Source organism: Streptomyces viridosporus T7A (assembly GCF_008704515.1).
Classification (GTDB): domain Bacteria; phylum Actinomycetota; class Actinomycetes; order Streptomycetales; family Streptomycetaceae; genus Streptomyces; species Streptomyces viridosporus.
On the sequence record NZ_CP023700.1, the window covers coordinates 3540226 to 3558082 of the forward strand.

Annotated in this window: 12 protein-coding genes and 1 pseudogene; 9 read left to right on the forward strand and 4 right to left on the reverse strand. The window is 73.0% G+C overall.

The annotated features are described in order from the left end of the window. Positions 1–72 precede the first annotated feature (72 nt). The 3 genes from cofD to CP969_RS16330 all read left to right on the forward strand — a co-directional run bounded on the left by cofD (position 73) and on the right by CP969_RS16330 (position 3457). Positions 73–1032, forward strand: a complete 960-nt coding sequence (gene cofD, locus CP969_RS16320; RefSeq protein WP_016825968.1) for a 2-phospho-L-lactate transferase — start codon at positions 73–75, stop codon at positions 1030–1032. Then, positions 1029–2345, forward strand: a complete 1317-nt coding sequence (locus tag CP969_RS16325; RefSeq protein ID WP_026085129.1) for a coenzyme F420-0:L-glutamate ligase — start codon at positions 1029–1031, stop codon at positions 2343–2345. The genes cofD and CP969_RS16325 overlap by 4 nt, the downstream gene beginning before the upstream one ends. Positions 2346–2422: 77 nt before the next feature. Beyond that, positions 2423–3457 carry a DNA-3-methyladenine glycosylase family protein gene (locus CP969_RS16330; RefSeq protein WP_026085128.1) on the forward strand — a complete coding sequence of 345 codons (1035 nt, stop codon included), beginning with the start codon at positions 2423–2425 and terminating at the stop codon, positions 3455–3457. Between the two features lie 209 nt (positions 3458–3666). On the opposite strand, the pseudogene CP969_RS16335 reads toward CP969_RS16330, so the two are convergent. Together CP969_RS16335 and CP969_RS16340 are read right to left on the reverse strand one after the other, a co-directional pair. Beyond that, a pseudogene (locus CP969_RS16335) lies at positions 3667–4748 on the reverse strand (sugar phosphate nucleotidyltransferase). A 120-nt stretch (positions 4749–4868) separates the two neighbouring features. Beyond that, the gene (locus tag CP969_RS16340) at positions 4869–6275 is read right to left on the reverse strand and encodes a peptidoglycan recognition protein family protein (RefSeq protein WP_004987228.1); all 1407 of its coding nucleotides are present in this window, start codon (positions 6273–6275) and stop codon (positions 4869–4871) included. A gap of 130 nt (positions 6276–6405) precedes the next feature. On the opposite strand from CP969_RS16340, the gene CP969_RS16345 reads away from it, so the two are divergent. From CP969_RS16345 to CP969_RS16365, 5 genes are all read left to right on the forward strand, one after another. Beyond that, positions 6406–7161: a TIGR03089 family protein gene (locus tag CP969_RS16345; protein WP_004987221.1), complete on the forward strand. Its 756-nt coding sequence runs from the start codon at positions 6406–6408 to the stop codon at positions 7159–7161. A 254-nt stretch (positions 7162–7415) separates the two neighbouring features. Continuing rightward, positions 7416–8693 carry an LCP family protein gene (locus CP969_RS16350; RefSeq protein ID WP_150474939.1) on the forward strand — a complete coding sequence of 426 codons (1278 nt, stop codon included), beginning with the start codon at positions 7416–7418 and terminating at the stop codon, positions 8691–8693. Positions 8694–8939: 246 nt separating this feature from the next. Next, the gene (locus CP969_RS16355) at positions 8940–10706 is read left to right on the forward strand and encodes an LCP family protein (protein ID WP_026085127.1); all 1767 of its coding nucleotides are present in this window, start codon (positions 8940–8942) and stop codon (positions 10704–10706) included. A 312-nt stretch (positions 10707–11018) separates the two neighbouring features. After that, the gene (locus CP969_RS16360; protein WP_026085126.1) at positions 11019–12728 is read left to right on the forward strand and encodes an LCP family protein; all 1710 of its coding nucleotides are present in this window, start codon (positions 11019–11021) and stop codon (positions 12726–12728) included. A gap of 153 nt (positions 12729–12881) precedes the next feature. After that, positions 12882–14486 (forward strand): LCP family protein, encoded by a 1605-nt coding sequence (locus tag CP969_RS16365; protein WP_016825961.1) that lies wholly within the window; start codon positions 12882–12884, stop codon positions 14484–14486. A 38-nt stretch (positions 14487–14524) separates the two neighbouring features. Here CP969_RS16365 and CP969_RS16370 read toward each other — a convergent pair whose 3' ends face one another. Beyond that, the gene (locus CP969_RS16370; protein WP_016825960.1) at positions 14525–15553 is read right to left on the reverse strand and encodes a glycosyltransferase family 2 protein; all 1029 of its coding nucleotides are present in this window, start codon (positions 15551–15553) and stop codon (positions 14525–14527) included. Between the two features lie 127 nt (positions 15554–15680). Here CP969_RS16370 and CP969_RS16375 point away from each other — a divergent pair, with 127 nt between their 5' ends. Continuing rightward, a complete protein-coding gene (locus CP969_RS16375; RefSeq protein WP_167540238.1) occupies positions 15681–17150 on the forward strand; it encodes an LCP family protein in 1470 nt (489 codons plus the stop codon). Positions 17151–17196: 46 nt separating this feature from the next. Here the strand turns inward: CP969_RS16375 and CP969_RS16380 are convergent, their stop codons facing one another. Then, complete coding sequence (locus tag CP969_RS16380; protein WP_016825958.1) at positions 17197–17754, reverse strand: acyl-CoA thioesterase; 558 nt, start codon at positions 17752–17754, stop codon at positions 17197–17199. Between the last annotated feature and the right edge of the window lie 103 nt (positions 17755–17857).

Genomic DNA, 17857 nt, shown 5'->3' on the forward strand with positions numbered 1-17857 from the left:
CGCAGGACCGGCCCGCCCGCCCCCGGCCACCGCCCCTCAACGCGTCGGCCCGGCGGCTGACACACTGTTTCCATGCGCATTGTGGTTCTGGCAGGCGGCATCGGCGGTGCCCGTTTCCTGCGCGGTCTGAAGCGGGCCGTGCCGGACGCGGACATCACGGTCATCGGCAACACCGGGGACGACATCCACCTCTTCGGGCTGAAGGTCTGCCCGGACCTCGACACGGTGATGTACACGCTCGGCGGTGGCATCGACGAGGAGCAGGGCTGGGGGCGGGCCGAGGAGACCTTCCACCTCAAGGAGGAACTCGCGGCGTACGGCGTCGGCCCGGAGTGGTTCGGGCTCGGTGACCGGGACTTCGCCACGCACATCGTGCGGACGCAGATGCTCGGCGCCGGTTACCCGCTGAGCGCCGTGACCGAGGCGCTGTGCGACCGCTGGAAGCCGGGCGTCCGCCTGATCCCGATGACCGACGACCGCGTGGAGACGCACGTCGCCGTCGAACTGGACGGCGAGCGCAGGGCGATCCACTTCCAGGAGTACTGGGTGCGGCTGCGGGCCTCGGTGCCGGCCGAGGCGGTCGTGCCGGTCGGCGCGGAACAGGCGAAGCCGGCCCCGGGCGTCCTGGAGGCGATCGCCGAGGCCGACGTGATCCTCTTCCCGCCGTCCAACCCCGTCGTGTCCGTCGGCACGATCCTCGCCGTCCCCGGCGTCCGGGAGGCGATCGCCGACGCGGGCGTGCCGGTGATCGGGCTGTCGCCGATCGTCGGGGACGCGCCCGTGCGCGGCATGGCCGACAAGGTGCTCGCGGCGGTGGGCGTGGAGTCCACCGCCCCGGCGGTGGCCGAGCACTACGGCTCCGGTCTGCTGGACGGCTGGCTGGTCGACACGGTCGACGCGGCCTGTGTGGAGCGCGTCGAGGCGGCCGGGATCCGCTGCAGGGCCGTACCGCTGATGATGACCGACGTCGACGCGACCGCGCGGATGGCACGGGAGGCGCTGGCGCTGGCGGAGGAGGTGCGGGCGGTTTGAGCGGCGTGCGCACGGCGTCCGACGGCTACCGGGTGTGGGCCGTGGCCGGCCTGCCCGAGATCCGGCCCGGCGACGACCTGGTCAAGCTGATCGCGGCCGCCGAACCGGAACTGGCCGACGGCGACGTCCTGCTGGTCACCTCGAAGATCGTCTCCAAGGCCGAGGGCCGGATCGTCGAGGCGGCCGACCGGGAGGCCGCGATCGACGCGGAGACGGTGCGCGTGGTGGCCCGGCGCGGCCCCCTGCGCATCGTCGAGAACCGGCAGGGCCTGGTCATGGCCGCGGCCGGGGTCGACGCCTCCAACACCCCCTCCGGCACGGTCCTGCTGCTGCCCGAGGACCCGGACGCGTCCGCGCGGGCGCTGCGCGAAGGCCTGCGCGACGCCCTCGGCGTCACGGTCGGGGTGATCGTCACCGACACCTTCGGCCGCCCCTGGCGCGCCGGGCTGACGGACGTCGCGATCGGCGCGGCGGGCGTCCGCGTGCTGGACGACCTGCGCGGCGGCACGGACGCGCACGGCAATCCGCTCGGCGCCACGGTCGTCGCCACGGCCGACGAACTGGCCGCGGCGGGCGACCTCGTCAAGGGCAAGGCGGCCGGGCTCCCCGTGGCCGTCGTCCGGGGGCTGCCGCACCTGGTGGTCCGGGACGACGGCGAGGGCGCGCGCGCCATGGTCCGCGGCGCGCGCGACGACATGTTCCGCCTCGGCACGTCCGAAGCCGTGCGCCGGGCGGTGACCCAGCGGCGCACGGTGCGGGCCTTCACCGACGAGCCGGTCGACCCGGCAGCGGTGCGCCGCGCGGTGGCCGCGGCGGTGACGGCCCCGGCGCCGCACCACACCACGCCCTGGCGGTTCGTCCTGCTGGAGTCCCCCGGGTCCCGGGTCCGCCTCCTGGACGCCATGCGCGAGGCCTGGATCGCGGACCTGCGCCGGGACGGCAGGACGGAGGAGTCCATCGCCCGGCGGATCCGCCGCGGCGACGTCCTGCGCAACGCCCCCTACCTGGTCGTGCCCTGCCTGGTCATGGACGGCGCGCACACCTACGGGGACGCGCGGCGGGACGGGGCCGAGCGGGAGATGTTCGTGGTCGCCGCGGGCGCCGGCGTCCAGAACTTCCTGGTCGCCCTGGCCGGGGAGCGGCTGGGCTCGGCCTGGGTGTCGTCGACGATGTTCTGCCGGGACGTGGTCCGCGAGGTCCTGGACCTGCCCGCGGCCTGGGACCCGATGGGCGCGGTGGCGGTCGGCCACCCGGCCGAGGACCCCCGCCCGCGGCCGGAGCGGGACGCGGGCGCCTTCATCGAGGTGCGGTGAGCCGGAGCCACGGGCGCCTATCCTCTTAGGAGCCCACCGGCACCCTCCGTTTCCCCCTCAGCCCTCCGGGATCCCTCGTGGCAGGACGTTTCGCCCCCCGGCCCGCGCTCCCCCGCAGCCCCCAGGGCGGGGCAGGGGCCCCCGCCCCCGCGCGCGACGGGCACGTCGTCGTCCCCGTGGGGGCGCCCCGGCGGGCCCCGCATCCCGAACGGGTGCGGACCTGGGTGCCGGACGGGCCGCTGGACCTCGGCCTGGTGCTCGGACCGCTCCGGCGCGGGCCCGGGGACCCGACGTTCCGCGCCCTGCCGGACGGTTCGGTGTGGCGGGCCAGCCTGACGCCGGCCGGCCCCGGGACCCTGCGGGTGACGCAGCGGGCCGGTGAGGTGCGGGGGCAGGCGTGGGGCCCGGGCGCCGACTGGCTCCTGGACCGCCTGCCGGAACTGCTCGGGGCGGCCGACGACCCGTCGGCCTTCGTGCCCCGGCACAGACTGCTGGCGCTCACCCGGCACCGGCGTCCGGGACTGCGGCTGGCGCGGACCGGACTGGTGCTGGAGTCGCTGATCCCCTCGATCCTGGAGCAGAAGGTCACGACCGGTGAGGCGTACCGGGCGTGGCGGCTGCTGGTGCGGAAGTACGGGGAACCGGCGCCCGGGCCCGCGCCCGAGCGGATGTCGGTGATGCCGGCGCCGAGGACCTGGGCGCTGATCCCGTCCTGGGAGTGGCACCGCGCCGGGGTGGACGACAAGCGGGCGTCGACGGTCCTGCGGGCGGTCCGCGTCGCCGCGCGGCTGGAGGAGGCGGCGGGGATGCCTCCGGCGGAGGCGCGGGCGCGGTGGGAACTGGTGCCGGGGATCGGGCCGTGGACGTCGGCGGAGACCGCGCAGCGCACCCACGGGGCGCCGGACGCGGTCACCGTGGGGGACCTCCACCTGCCGGGGATCGTGGGCTGGGCCCTCGCCGGGGACCGGTACGCGGACGACTCCGTGATGCTGGAGCTGCTGGAGCCGTACGCGGGGCAGCGGCACCGCGCCGCGCGGCTGATCCTGCTGAGCGGGAAGGTGCCGGAGCGGCGGGCGCCGCGGATGCCGTACGGGGACATCGGGCGGCTCTGAGGCGGGGCGGGCCGGCCGGACGGGTCGCGTGACCCGGCGTCGCCCGGTGACCGGCGCGGGCGCGGGTCTGGCGACGGGTCGCCGGCGTGCCAGCCCTCCCCCGGGCCTTCGGCTTCGTCCGGGTCCGCGGCTTCGTCCGGGCAGGGGAGCCCCGTCGCCCCGGGCGGCACGCGGCTCGCGCTCGAACGGTCCGCGCCCCGCCCGTGCCCCTACTGGTCCGGGGAGAACCGCACCGCCCCCTCCGGGATCCTCGCGTCGCACCACACCCGGACGCCCTCCCGGAGCTCGTTGCGGGCGCCGATGACCGCGCCGTCCCCTATCACCGTCCCGGTGAGACCGACCGCTCGCCCACCCGCGCCCGCGTCCCGATGAGCGAGTCGGTGACGACCGCGCCGGGCTCGATGACCGCGCCCGGCAGGATCGTGCTGCCGAAGACGCGCGCGCCCTCCGCCACGAACGCGCCCTCGCCCACCACCGTCCCGCCCGCGAGCTTCGCGTCGGGCGCCACGGTCGCCGTCGGCAGGACCAGCCGGTCACCGCAGCGGCCGGGCACCGCCGGGGACGGGGCGCGTCCGAGCACCAGGTCCGCCGAGCCCCGCACGAACGCCGCCGGAGTGCCCAGGTCCAGCCAGTACGTGGAGTCGACCATGCCCTGGAGGTGGGCCCCGGCCGAGAGCAGTTCCGGGAACGTCTCGCGCTCCACCGACACCGGCCGGCCCGCCGGGATCGTGTCGATCACCGAGCGGCGGAAGACGTACGCCCCCGCGTTGATCTGGTCGGTGACGATCTCCTCCGGGGTCTGCGGCTTCTCCAGGAACGCCAGCACCCGCCCCGTCCCGTCCGTCGGGACCAGTCCGTACGCCCGCGGGTCCGTCACCTTCGTCAGGTGCAGCGAGACGTCCGCCCCCGTCGCCTCGTGCGTCCGCACCAGCGCCCGGATGTCCAGCCCCGTCAGGATGTCGCCGTTGAAGACCAGCACCGGCTCGTCCGGTCCCGAGTGCAGCCGGGAGGCGACGTTGCGGATCGCGCCGCCCGTGCCGAGCGGCTCCTCCTCCGTCACGTACTCGATGTGCAGCCCCAGCGACGAGCCGTCGCCGAAGTACGGTTCGAAGACCTCGGCCAGGTAGGACGTGGCCAGGACGATGTGCTCGACGCCCGCCGCTCTCGCTCTCGCCAGCTGGTGCGTCAGGAAGGGCACTCCGGCCGCCGGGACCATGGGCTTGGGCGTGTGCACCGTGAGCGGACGCAGCCGCGTGCCCTTGCCGCCGACCAGGAGGATCGCTTCTGTCACCTGTCGTCTCTGCTTCCTGCCGGGACCGGCCGAACTGTCTTTCGGCCGGCCAGTGTATGCAGACCGTTCCACAGCGCATGCGACGGCCGTGTCTCCGGCAGGAAGGGACGGCGGGGCGCCTCAGCGGCCCTGGTAACCGGCCGCCGTGGTGCGGGCGGAGCCGAGCTTGCTGTAGAGCTCCCCCCCTGGGCACGCGGTGTTGAACCCGTCCCGGTGACCGGAGATCACGTTCAGTCGTACCTTCATACCTTTTTGGTAGAGGTTGCCACCGCCGGACGTCAGGTATGTCTTCCCCTTCGGATTCATGCCGTGCAGCCCGAGCTTCCAGGCGGTGAGCCGGGCGACGCCCTCCACCGCGGCGGCCGACGGCTTCTTGGAGCTGTAGGAGCCGATGACCGCGACGCCCGTGGTGTTGCTGTTGAACCCGAGGGTGTGGGCGCCCAGGACGGACTCCGCCACTCCCCCGGCCCGGCCCTCGTAGATCTTCCCGCACTTGTCGACGAGGAAGTTGTAGCCGATGTCCCGCCACCCCATGCTTCCGACGTGGTAGCGGTAGATACCGCGGATGACCGAAGGCGCTTGTTCGCAGGTGTAGTTGTTGCCGGTGGCGGTGTGGTGCACGAAGGCCGCCTTGACCTTCCCGGTGTACTTGAACGTCTTCTCCCGCAGGCTCTCGTCCGCGCCCCAGCCGTGCCGCGTGACGATGGCGGGCCGCGCACCGATGTACGCCTGGGCCTGCTGCTCGGCCGGGTCGGCGGCTCCGGCCCGCCCGGTCGCCCCGGTCCCGCCCGGGGTGAGGAGTTCCCGCTGGGTCTGCTCACGGGTCAGCGCCGGGATCTCGGTGGCGCCGAGCGGCGCGAGGCCGTCGTTGGCGGCGGAGACGGCGGTGGCCTCGGCGCTCATGGCGCCGGTGCGGGTCCCGTCCGCGGCGCCGTCGGCCGTGCCCGGGTCGATGAGCTCGAGCCGCAGCCCGGACGGCAGGGAGCCGTCGTCACCGCCCCCGGCCCGCGCACCGGCGGCGCCGTCCCCCGCCTCCTGCGAGGACTCCGCCACGACCTGGACCTCCACGGCGTCCGACGGCCCGACCCACAGCGGCGCCGTGGCGCCCCGGACCCGGCCCGAGGTGTCCTCCGCGGTGCCCGGATCGGCCGCGTGGTCGGCGTTGTGCGTCTCGACGTCCTGCCAGCCGGACCAGGTTCCGGTGTCGGCCGACCGGGCGCGGACCTGGACGCGGCCGTGGAGTTCGGCGGCGGGGTCGTCCCAGACGACGCCGAGGAGGGAGAAGTTCCGTACGGCCCGGGGGGTGAGTCCGAGGACGGCGCCGGAGGCGCGCTCACGGGTGAGGGATCGAAGGGGCAGCGACTGGGTGCTGCCGGGGACGTCGGGTTCGGCCGCCACCGCTGCGCGCGTGGCCGCTTCTGCCGTCGGCGCCGGTCTCGCCGCCGCCGCGGTGGCGGGCGGGGCGAGGGAGAGGGCGAGAGCGGCGGCGCAGGTGGCACCGATCGAGGGAGCAAGAATTCCACGCATGCCCCTGATCTTGGACATGGTCAGACAAATCTGTCCATCGCGGAAGTGACGGGGCATCGGGGGCGCGTTCCCCCGAACCGGTGCTCCGGGCGCTCGGTGCGCGGCGGCGGGGCCGCGTACCCTTGCGCGGGTGAACGCCACCGATCGCACCCCCGCCGACCTGCTGAGTTCCGCACTCGCCGCGGACCCGGGACGCCCCCTGGTGACCTTCTACGACGACGCCACGGGCGAACGCGTCGAATTGTCCGTGGCCACCTTCGCCAATTGGGTGGCCAAGACCGCGAACCTGCTCCAGGACGAGCTGTCCGTCGAACCGGGCGACCGGGTGGCGCTGCTGCTGCCCGCGCACTGGCAGACGGCGGTCTGGCTGCTGGCGTGCGCGTCGGTGGGCGTGGTCGCGGACGTGGCCGGGGATCCGGCGGCGGCCGATGTCGCGGTGAGCGGCCCGGACGCGCTCGAGGCGGCGCGGGCGTGCTCGGGGGCGCGGATCGCGCTGGCGCTCAGGCCGCTCGGCGGACGCTTCCCGCAGCCTCCGGAGGGCTTCGCCGACTACGCCGTCGAGGTGCCGGGGCAGAGCGACCGGTTCGTGCCGTACGCGCCGGTCGACCCCGAGGAGCCGGCGCTGATCGTGGCGGGGCGGGAGTTCACCGGGGCGGAGGTGGTCGAGCGGGCCCGGGCGGAGGCGACGGAACTCGGCCTGACCGGGCCGGGTTCGCGCCTGCTGTCGGGGCTGCCGTACGACACCTGGGAGGGCCTCAACGCGGGCCTGTACGGGCCGCTGGCGACCGGCGGCTCCGTGGTGCTGTGCCGGAACCTGGACCGCCTCGGAAGCGACGCCCTGGACCAGCGGGTGGAGAGCGAACGGGTCACGGTCATCGCCCGGTAGCGGCACGCCCCGGACCGCCCTCCCCCGGCGGCCGGCCCCGCCCCGCCCGGACCGGACGCCTCCCGGCGCCACCCGCCCGCCCCGCCGCGTCCCCCGTCCGGCGCAGCACCGCCTGCCCCGCACCGCCCTCCCGGGCCATCGTCGTAGCAGCGGCGCACGCCATGCGCCGCGCGCACCGCGCGCCACACGCCGTACGCCGTCGCGGCCCCGTACGCAGTGAGCGGCCCCGTACGCAGTGAGGGGTGGACCCGGTCATGAGCGACACCGCAGGCGCGCCCTCCGGGCAGCCGGGGGGCCGGCGCGCCCTCGGCCCGGGGACGGGCGCCTCGGCGAGCGGACCGGGGCGGGCCCGGCGCCGGCGGCGGCGCTGGGCCCTCGGCACCGGGCTCACGGTCACCGCCGCGCTCGTCGTGGCCGCCGGGGTCGGGTGGGTGGTGTACCTGAAGCTGGACGGGAACATCACCCCGGACGAGGCGGCCGCCGCCGAGCTCGCGCGGTTCGAGGAGGAGCGGCCCACCGCGCTGGTGAAGGACGCCCTGAACATCCTGCTGATCGGCTCGGACTCGCGCTCCGGGGCGGAGAACCGCCGCTACGGACGGGACGTGGGGACCGAGCGGTCCGACACCGTGATCCTGCTGCACCTGCCGGCGGGCCGGCGCAGCGCCACCGCGGTGTCCGTGCCCCGGGACCTGATGGTGGACGTGCCCGGCTGCCTGCACCGGGACGGCAGCCGCACCGAGCCGGAGTTCGCGGCGTTCAACACCGCCTTCGAGCGCGGCGGTTCGGCCTGCGCCATCCGCACCGTCGAGAAGCTCACGGACATCCGCGTCGACCACCACGTCGTCGTCGACTTCCACGGCTTCACCAAGATGGTCGACGCGGTCGACGGCGTCGAGGTGTGCCTGCGCGAGCCCGTCGACGACGAGGCGGCCGGGCTCAGGCTGCCCGCGGGCCGGGTGACCCTGGACGGGGAGCAGGCCCTCGGTTACGTCCGGGCCCGGAAGTCCCTCGGCGACGGCAGCGACACCGAGCGGATGGAGCGTCAGCAACGCTTCCTGGGGGCACTCGTCAGCAAGGTGCGCAGCAATGGCGTCCTGCTGAATCCGGTGAAGCTGTATCCCCTTCTGGACGCGGCCACTTCGTCCCTCACGACCGATCCGGAACTGGCGAACTTGCGCGGTTTGTACGAACTCGTCCGCGGGCTGCGGAACATTCCCACAGAACGTGTGCAATTCCTGACCGTTCCCCGGGAGCCGTATGTCCGCGACGCCAATCGCGACCAACTCGCGGAGCCCGCGGCGGAGAAACTGTTCGACCGGCTGCGCAGGGACGCCCCGGTGACGGTCGCACAAAGCGGTGAAAGGGGTTCCGCCACGGAAAGCGGGGGCGGCACACCGCATGCGAAAGCGGACGGAGAGGGTACGGACAGTAACGGAAAGACCACGGAAAAGGACGGCTCGGAACCCTCCGGCGACACCTCTCCGACGCCGACGTTCTCCGGCAACACGGCCGCCGAGGACACCTGCGGGTAAGGCCGATCGCGAGACAACTCCGGCCCGGAGAACTCCAGTCCACAGAAATGGGTGAATTGCCCAGTTGTAGGGACGTGGAATATCTCACCGACGTCGCCCTAAGTCGATCCATGCCGTTAGTGTGAGCCGATCCGGTGCGTCCGTTCTCTCGGGAACCGTCCTGAGGCCGCGCACTGTGTGACTGAGACCCGTGCGCCTTGGGAGGGGAGAGGCGCCGCGTGGCCCCGACGGAGGATTCAGGCGACCGTGGACGCGCAAAGCCGTGGGCGGGCGGAGAACATCGACCCCGCAGACCAGTGGGTGCTCAACCCGGACACCGGTGATTACGAACTGCGACTGGCTCCTTCCGCACCGCAGTCACCGATGCCCGGTCCTCGCAGGTCCCGTTCCTCCGGTGCGGACGCGGCACGCGGCCGTACGGCGGCTCCGGGGCGCACGCCGGAACGTCCCGGCCGCGAGACGCCCAGTCGTGGAACACCGGACCGCGAGGTGCCGCCGCCGCGCAGGCGCCGGGGCACGCCGGAGGAGCCGCCGCCGGGGCGGCGCGGGCGCCGGCCGGTGAAGAAGAAGTCGAAGGCGAAGAAGGTCCTGCTGTGGACCGGCGGCACCATGGCGTTCGTGGTGCTCGCCACCGGCGCGGGCGGCTACCTGTACCTGAAGCACCTGAACGACAACATCACGTCCGTCTCCGACGACGGCGCGAGCACCGGTGGCTTCAGCAAGGACAAAGCCATCAACATCCTGATCATCGGCACCGACAAGCGCACCGGCGAGGGCAACGGCAGCTACGGCGACAAGGACAGCGCCGGGCACGCCGACACCACCATCCTGCTGCACGTCTCCAAGGACCGCAGCAACGCGACCGCGCTCAGCATCCCGCGCGACCTGATCGTCGACATCCCCGACTGCCCGACCCAGCAGGAGGACGGCACCGAGAAGATCATCCCGGGGACCACCGGTGCCCGCTTCAACGAGAGCCTCGGCCAGAACGACCGCACGCCGAGCTGCACCATGCGGACCGTGACCGAGCTGACGGGCATCACGCCGGACAACTTCATGGTGGCCGACTTCAACGCGGTCAAGACCCTGTCCACGGCGGTCGGCGGGGTCGACGTCTGCCTGGCCAAGGACATCGACGACCCGAAGTCGCACCTGAATCTGACCAAGGGCACGCACACCATCGAGGGCGAGGAGGCCCTGGCGTTCGTGCGCACCCGGTACTCGGTCGGCTCGGGCGGCGACCTGAGCCGGATCGGGCTGCAGCAGCAGTTCCTGAGCGCGCTGATGCGCAAGCTGAAGTCGAACGACACCCTCACCAGCCCCACCAAACTGGTGAAGCTGGCCGAGGCCGGCACCGAGGCGCTCACCGTCGACTCCCAGCTGGACAGCATCAACAAGCTCAAGGACCTCGGCCTGGAGCTGGGCAAGCTCAACGTCAAGAACCTCACCTTCACCACCGTGCCGGTGAAGGACAACCCGGCGGAGAAGGTGAAGGCGACCGTCGTCCTCGAGGAGTCCAAGGCCCCCCAGGTCTTCGAGGCCATCAGGAACGACGTGTCGTTCACCGAGGTCAAGCAGCAGAAGAAGAAGGAGAAGGACGCCGTCGCCGCCCGGCTGAAGGGCGAGAAGGCACCGGCCTCCGAGGTCCGGGTGCAGGTCCTCAACGGCGGCGCGCCGTCGGGCAGCGCCCAGCGGATGATCAACTGGCTCCAGGTCGAGGAAGGCGTCACCAAGTCCGAGAACGCCGGCAACGCGGACGAGGAGCTGAAGAAGACGACGCTCGAGTACGCCCCCGACCAGGCCGCCCAGGCACGGCGCCTCGCCGACATCCTGGGCCTGTCCGGATCGGCCATGAAACCCGGCGAGAGCGTCACCAACGCCCAGGGCCTGCCCGCGATGACGCTGATCCTGGGCGAGGACTTCAAGGGCGCGGGCATCCCCCTCACGCCGCTGGACAAGGCACCGGACGACATCGAGAAGTCCACGGCGGACAAGGTCGAGTGCGCCCAGTGACCCGGCGGGTCCGTGCCGCGTCCCACGAACGCGGAACGGACCGGTGCGGGGACGTGCCGGGCCCCGCCGCCGTCGGGACGGCGGGGCCGCGTCCCCTCGGCGCCGGCGGGTCGAACGGCGGGTGCCGTCCGGCCCGTGGAGGGGGAATTCCCCACTGACACCGTCCCGTCGGCGACGGGACGGATAATGTGAGCGTCGAAGTGCCCCGGCCGCGCGGGCCTCCCCCGGTGTCGCGCACGGTGGCGCCCGTACCCGCGGGCACCCTCCAACGGGGGCAGTGCCGCATGGCCCCGACGGAGGATTCGAGCGACCGTGGACGCACCAGGCCGTGGGCGATCGGAGGGCATGGATCCCGCAGACCAGTGGGTGCTCAACCCGGAAACCGGCGAGTACGAGCTGCGGTCGGGCCCTTCCGCACCCCGCTCGGCCGTCCCCGGCCCCCGCAGGTCCGCACCGCCCGGCACGGACGGCGCCGCGGGCGCCCGTACCCGGATACCCGGCCGTGCGGTGCCACCGCCGCGCGGGCGCCGGGGCGCCCCCGACGACGGACGGCGCGGGCGGCGGCCGGCGCAGCGGAAGCCGAAGGCGAAGCGGGCCCTGCTGTGGACCGGCGGCACCATGGCGTTCGTGGTGCTCGCCACCGGCGCGGGCGGCTGCCTGTACCTGGAGCACCTCGAGGGCAACGTCACCACGACCGACGTCGGTGGCGCGGGCAGGGGCGACTTCCGCAGGGACGAGGCCTTCAACATCCTGGTCATCGGCACCGACAAGCGCACCGGCGAGGGCAACGAGGGCTACGGCGACAAGAACAGCGCCGGGCACGCCGACACCACCGTCCTGCTGCACGTCTCCGAGGACCGCAGCAACGCGACCGCGCTCAGCATCCCGCGCGACCTGATCGTCGACATCCCCGACTGCCCGACCCGGCAGGAGGACGGCACCGAGAAGGTCGTCCCGGGCCTGCAGGGCGTCCGCTTCAACCGGAGCCTCGGGGAGGCCGGCCGGGACCCGGGCTGCACCATGCTCACGGTGGAGCAGGCCACCGGCATCCCGGTCGACCACTTCATGATGGCCGACTTCAACGCGGTCAAGACCCTCACCACCGCCGTGGACGGCATCCCGGTGTGCCTCGAACACCCCGTGGACGACGAGGAGTCGAAGCTGCGGCTGCCCGCCGGCGAGTCGACGGTCGAGGGCGAACAGGCCCTGGCCTTCGTCCGCACCCGGCACAGCTTCGGCAACCAGGGCGACCTCGACCGGATCAAGGTGCAGCAGCACTTCCTGGCCTCGCTGATGCGCAAGATGTCCTCCAGCGACACCCTCACCAGCCCCGCCAAACTGGTGAAGCTGGCCGAGGCCGCCACGAAGGCGCTGACCGTGGACACCGGCATCGGCAGGGTGAGCACGCTCAAGGATGTCGCCCTGGAACTGAAGAAGGTGCCGCCGAAGAACATCTCCTTCACCACCGTGCCGGTGAAGGACAACCCGGCGGAGAAGATCAAGGCGACCGTCGTCCTCGACGAGTCCAAGGCCCCCCGGCTCTTCGAGGCCATCAGGAACGACGTGTCGCTGACCGAGGTCAAGCGGCGGAAGAAGAAGGAGAAGGACGCCGTCGCCGCCCGGCTGAAGGGCGAGAAGGCACCGGCCTCCGAGGTCCGGGTGCAGGTCCTCAACGGCGGCGCGCCGTCCGGCAGCGCCCAGGAGACCCTCCGCTGGCTCCAGGTCGAGCAGGGCGTCACCAAGTCCGAGAACGCCGGCAACGCGGACGAGGACCTGAAGAAGACGACGCTCGAGTACGCCCCCGACCAGGCCGCCCAGGCACGGCGCCTCGCCGACATCCTGGGCCTGTCCGGATCGGCCATGAAACCCGGCGAGAGCGTCACCAACTTCCAAGGTCTGCCCGCGATGACGCTGATCCTGGGCGAGGACTTCAAGGGCGCGGGCGTCCCCCTCACGCCGCTGGACAAGGCACCGGACGACATCGAGAAGTCCACGGCGGACAAGGTCGAGTGCGCGAGCTGACGCCCGGACGAGCCGGTCGGTGCAGCCGGCCGAAACTTGTTGAAGCCGGTTTGATCTCGGAGGGCAACTGACGGGCTCGTCGTGCGTCTAACAGAGCGCGGGACGGGCCCGTTTGACGACACAAGGGGTTGCCCGGGTGGGAAGGACGTGGCAGTGACACAGAACGCCGTACGGGCGGCTCTCCCTGAAGACCGGCAGGAATCGGACCAGGACCCGCAGGAGGGCCCGTCCGACGGCGGCGACGTTCCCGTCCCCGAAGCGGACGGTGACCGCCGCCCGCGCCGGGGACGCCGGCTGCTCAAGTGGTCCGCGGCGGTGCTCGCGCTGCTCATAGCCGGTTCCGCCACGGCCGGTTACCTCTACTACCGGCAGCTGAACGACAACATCAAGAGGGACCCGCTGCACCTGGGCGAGAGCAAGGCCGCCGCGCCGACGCCGAACGCCGCCGGGCAGACCCCGCTGAACGTCCTCCTCATCGGCTCCGACGCGCGGGACAGCAAGGAGAACCAGCAACTCGGCGGCGCCCGCGAGACGTTCGGCTCGACCCCGCTGGCGGACGTGCAGATGCTGGTGCACCTCTCCGCCGACCGGACCAACATGTCCGTGATCAGCATGCCCCGCGACACGCTGGTGGAGATCCCCAAGTGCACCGACCCCGACGACGGGACGGTGTACCCGGCGAGCAACGGGCGGACGATGACCAACCAGAGCCTCGGTCACGGCGGCCCCGGTTGCACGGTGGCCACCTGGGAGAAGCTCACCGGCATCCACATCGACCACTTCGTCATGGTCGACTTCGCCGGAGTGGTGTCCATGGCGGACGCCGTCGGCGGCGTCCCCGTCTGCGTGGACGCCAACGTCCACTCCCGCGACAGCAAGGGCCACGGCTCCGGGCTGAAACTCCCCGAGGGCACCCACCCGGTCAAGGGCGAGCAGGCCCTGCAGTGGCTGCGCACCCGGTACGGCTTCGAGGACGGCAGCGACCTCGCCCGCGCCAAGGCCCAGCACATGTACATGAACTCGCTGGTCCGCCAGTTGCGCGAGAACGCCACCCTCAGCAACCCCAACAAGCTGCGCCGGCTGGCCGAGAAGGCCACCGAGGCGCTCACCGTCGACCCCGGGCTCGACACCGTCAAGAAGCTCTACGACCTGAGCACCGAGCTGCGCAAGGTGGAGCCGGAACGCATCACCATGACCACGATGCCCAACCGCTACGTGGGCGCCCGCGTGGAGCCGACCGAGGACGCCGAGAAGCTGTTCCGGCTGGTGCGCGAGGACATCGCCCTGGACGGCAGGGACGAGAAGCCCGAGAAGAAGCGGGAGACGGCCCCGGCGGACCCGGCCGCCGACGACGCCGAGATCGCGGTGCAGGTCCGCAACGGCACCCGCACCGACACCCTCGCCGCCGCCCCCGGACGCGCGAGCACGATCACCGGGCTGCTGAAGGACGAGGGCTTCACGAGCGCGTCCGCCGACATCGTCGGATCGTTCAGCGAGAAGCGGACGGTGGTGCGCTACCCGAGCGCCGACCTGGAGGGCGACGCCCGGCGCGTCGCCGAGGTGCTCGGCGTTCCGGCGAGCGCGGTGGAGCGGTCCACCGAGGTCTCCGGGGTCACGCTCGTGGTGGGCGCCGACTGGCGCGAGGGCACGTCCTACCGGGCGCCCGAGGAGGACGACAAGACCCCCGAGTCGGCCAACGCCCTCAACGGGGCGGACGACAAGGCCTGCATGCGCGTCGACCCGGCGTTCACCTGGTGACGCGTGGGGCCCCTCCCGACGGGGAGGGGCCCCACGGCTCAGGCCTCGCTGACGACCGCCGGCCGCCGCGAGGCGATGACCTTCTTCGCCAGCGAGCGCGGGCTGGTCAGGAAGCCCCAGCCCCACGACATGTGCATGGTGGCCAGCGCCACCGGAATCCGCAGCCGCGCCTTCAGCGGCAGCCCCTTGCCGGCCGGTATGGAGCCCAGCACGATCGCCGCGAGGTAACCGCCGGGCACCACGAAGCCCCACGGCGTGAGCACCGCGCCCACCACGGTCCCGGCCGCGATCGCGCACACCGCGGCCGGCGGGGCGAGGTAGCGCAGGTTGATGGAACCGGCGTGGTAGCGGGCCACGACGTGCCGCCAGCGGCCGTAGTCCTTGTACTGCTTGGCCAGCGCCCGCACGCTCGGCCGGGGCCGGTAGGACACCTTCAGCTCCGGCGAGAACCAGATCAGCCCGCCCGCCTCGCGGATGCGGAAGTTCAGCTCCCAGTCCTGGGCGCGGATGAACTCCACGTTGTAACCGCCCTGCCGCTCCAGCGCCTCGCGCCGGAAGACACCGAGGTAGACGGTCTCGGCGGGGCCGGCCTCGCCACCGGTGTGGAAGGCGGCGTTGCCCACGCCGATCCGCGACGTCATCGCGGCGGCGACCGCGTGCTCCCAGTCGGTCTCCCCCTCGGCGTGCATGATGCCGCCGACGTTCTGCGCGCCGGTCTCCTCCAGGAGCCGCACGGCGGTCGCGATGTAGTTCGGGGAGAGCATCCCGTGCCCGTCGACGCGGACCACGACCGGATGGCGCGAGGCCTTGATCGCCGCGTTGAGGGCGGCCGGGGTGCGACCGGTCGGGTTGGGCACGGTGTGCACGCGCGGGTCCTCGGCGACGAGCTCGGCGGCGATCTCGTCCGTGCGGTCCGTGGACGGACCGAGGGCGATCACGACCTCCATCTCGCCGGCGTACTCCTGGGCGAGGATCGCGCGGACCGCGCCGCGCAGATGCCGCTCCTCGTTGAGGACGGGCATGATCACGGAAACGGCGGGGAGCCGCACGTCGGGATTGGCGTTCATAGGGGGCTCACGTTACCGCGAACGGGGGATACCGGTGCGCGCGCCGGGGGCGATATGCCGGGCCGCAGATCGTATCGGCCTACGGTGCTCACGATCCTGCGCACGGTCGTCGTCCGGAGGTGTCCCCTTGCCCACGCCGCCGCGGTCCCCCCGGCCCCGCCCCGCTCCCCGACGTCCGTCCCGGCCTCCCCGCCGGGCCCCCGTGCCGCCCGCGCGCCGCAAGCCGCGGTGGGCCGTGCGGGCCGTGACCACGCTGTCGGTCGTGGTGCTCGCCTCCGCCGGGATCGGGCACGCGGTGCTCAGCGGCCTCGACGCCGACATCGACCGGGTCGACCCGTTCCGCGACATGAAGAACCGCCCGGAAGCCGGCCACGGCATGAACATCCTGCTCGTCGGCACCGACGGCCGCGACGGGATCGGCCAGGAGGAGCGGAAGAAGTACCGGCTCGGCGGGGCACCCTGCAACTGCACCGACACGATCATGATCGTGCACATCTCGGAGGACCGGGAACGGGCCAGCGTGGTCAGTCTGCCCCGCGACTCGTACGCCGAGACGCCCCCGCACCGCGACCACGTGAGCGGCGAGGAGCACGAAGGGCACCCCGTCAAGCTCAACGCGGCCTACGCGGAGGGCGGACCGCAACTCACCGTGCGGACGGTGGAGAAGATGACCCGGGTGAAGATCGACCACTACCTGGAGGTCGACTTCACCAGTTTCATGAAGACCGTGGACGTGGTCGGCGGCGTCGAGGTCTGCACCGACGCGCCGCTGAAGGACCGTCACACCGGCCTCGACCTGCCGGCCGGCCGGCACACCCTGGAGGGCGGACAGGCCCTGCAGTACGTCCGGGCCCGGCACGTCGACGGCGCCGCCGACCTCGGCCGGATGAAGCGCCAGCAGCACTTCATGGCCGCGCTGGTGGACCGGGTCACCTCCTCCGGGATCCTGCTGAACCCGATGAAGTTCCGGGACGTGACGCGGGCGGTGCTCGGCTCGGTCCGCGCGGACAAGGGCTTCGGCACCGGCGAACTGCTGGACCTCGGGCGGGCGATGCGCGACTTCTCGCCCTCCTCCTCCGAGTTCACCACGGTGCCGGTCGAGAGGAGGGGGCACGCCGTGAAGGGCGCCGGCTCCACGCTGAAGTGGGACGCCGAGAAGGCCGAGCTCATCTTCGAGGCGCTCCGCCGGGACCGGCCGCTCTCCGCGCACCGCTCGCGCGACGAGGCGCTCCTGGTGCCGGTGGACCCCCGGCAGATCCGCGTCCAGGTCGAGAACGGCACCCGGACCACGGGCCTGGGCCGGCGGGTGGACGCGGCCCTGGCCTCGACCGGTTTCGCCACCACCCGCGCCCCGGTCAACGCGGCGGAGCAGGACGTGCGGCGGACGGTGGTCGCCTACGACCCCCGCTGGGACCGTTCCGCGAAGTCCCTGGCGGCGGCCCTGCCGGGCAGCGAGCTGCGTGCGGTGAAGGGGCAGGGCGCCACGCTGAAGGTGATCGCGGGGGCCGACTTCGAGAAGGTCCGCAAGGTCCGGGCGGCGGACCCGGGCCGGGGCGAGTTCGGGGTGGTGCGGGGCGACGAGGTGCGCTGCTCCTGACGCCGCCGCCCCGCGCCCTCCCGTCCCGCGGGGCCCCGGGGACCGCTCAGTCCTCGTACCCCTCGGCCGCCCGCTTCTCCCGCAGTTCCATGATCGCCCGGCGCCGGGCCAGGCGGTGGGTGCGGCGGATCTGGGCCTCCTGGTAGCGGCGCCGGTCCTGCTCGGTCTCCGCCACCACCGGCGGCACCCGGCGCGGCCTGCCGTCCGCGTCGACGGCCGTGAAGACGAGGTAGGCCGAGCCGACGTGGGTGGGCGGGGTGGACTCGTTCCAGCGCTCGGCCAGCACCCGCACGCCCACCTCCATGGAGGTCCGGCCGGTCCAGTTGACCTGGGCCTTCACATGGACCAGATCACCGACGCGGACCGGCTCGAAGAAGGCCATCTCGTCCATGGACGCGGTGACGGCGGGTCCTCCGGAGTGCCGTCCGGCGACGGCGCCCGCCGCGTCGTCGACGAGTTTCATGATCACTCCACCGTGCACCGTGCCCAGGAGGTTGGTGTCGTTGTGGGTCATGATGTGGCTGAGGGTCGTACGGGAGGCCACGATGGACTTGCCCGGGATGTCCGGAGCGTCCGTCTGTGCGGCCGGGGCCTGATCTGTCATGACCTCTACCCTATGCCGAGCCGGCGACCGGGAATTTTGTGTCAGCTTCGCAACAGCGGCGCCCCTATTTCCGACGACCCGTATCTGGCGCGGGACTCGGGCC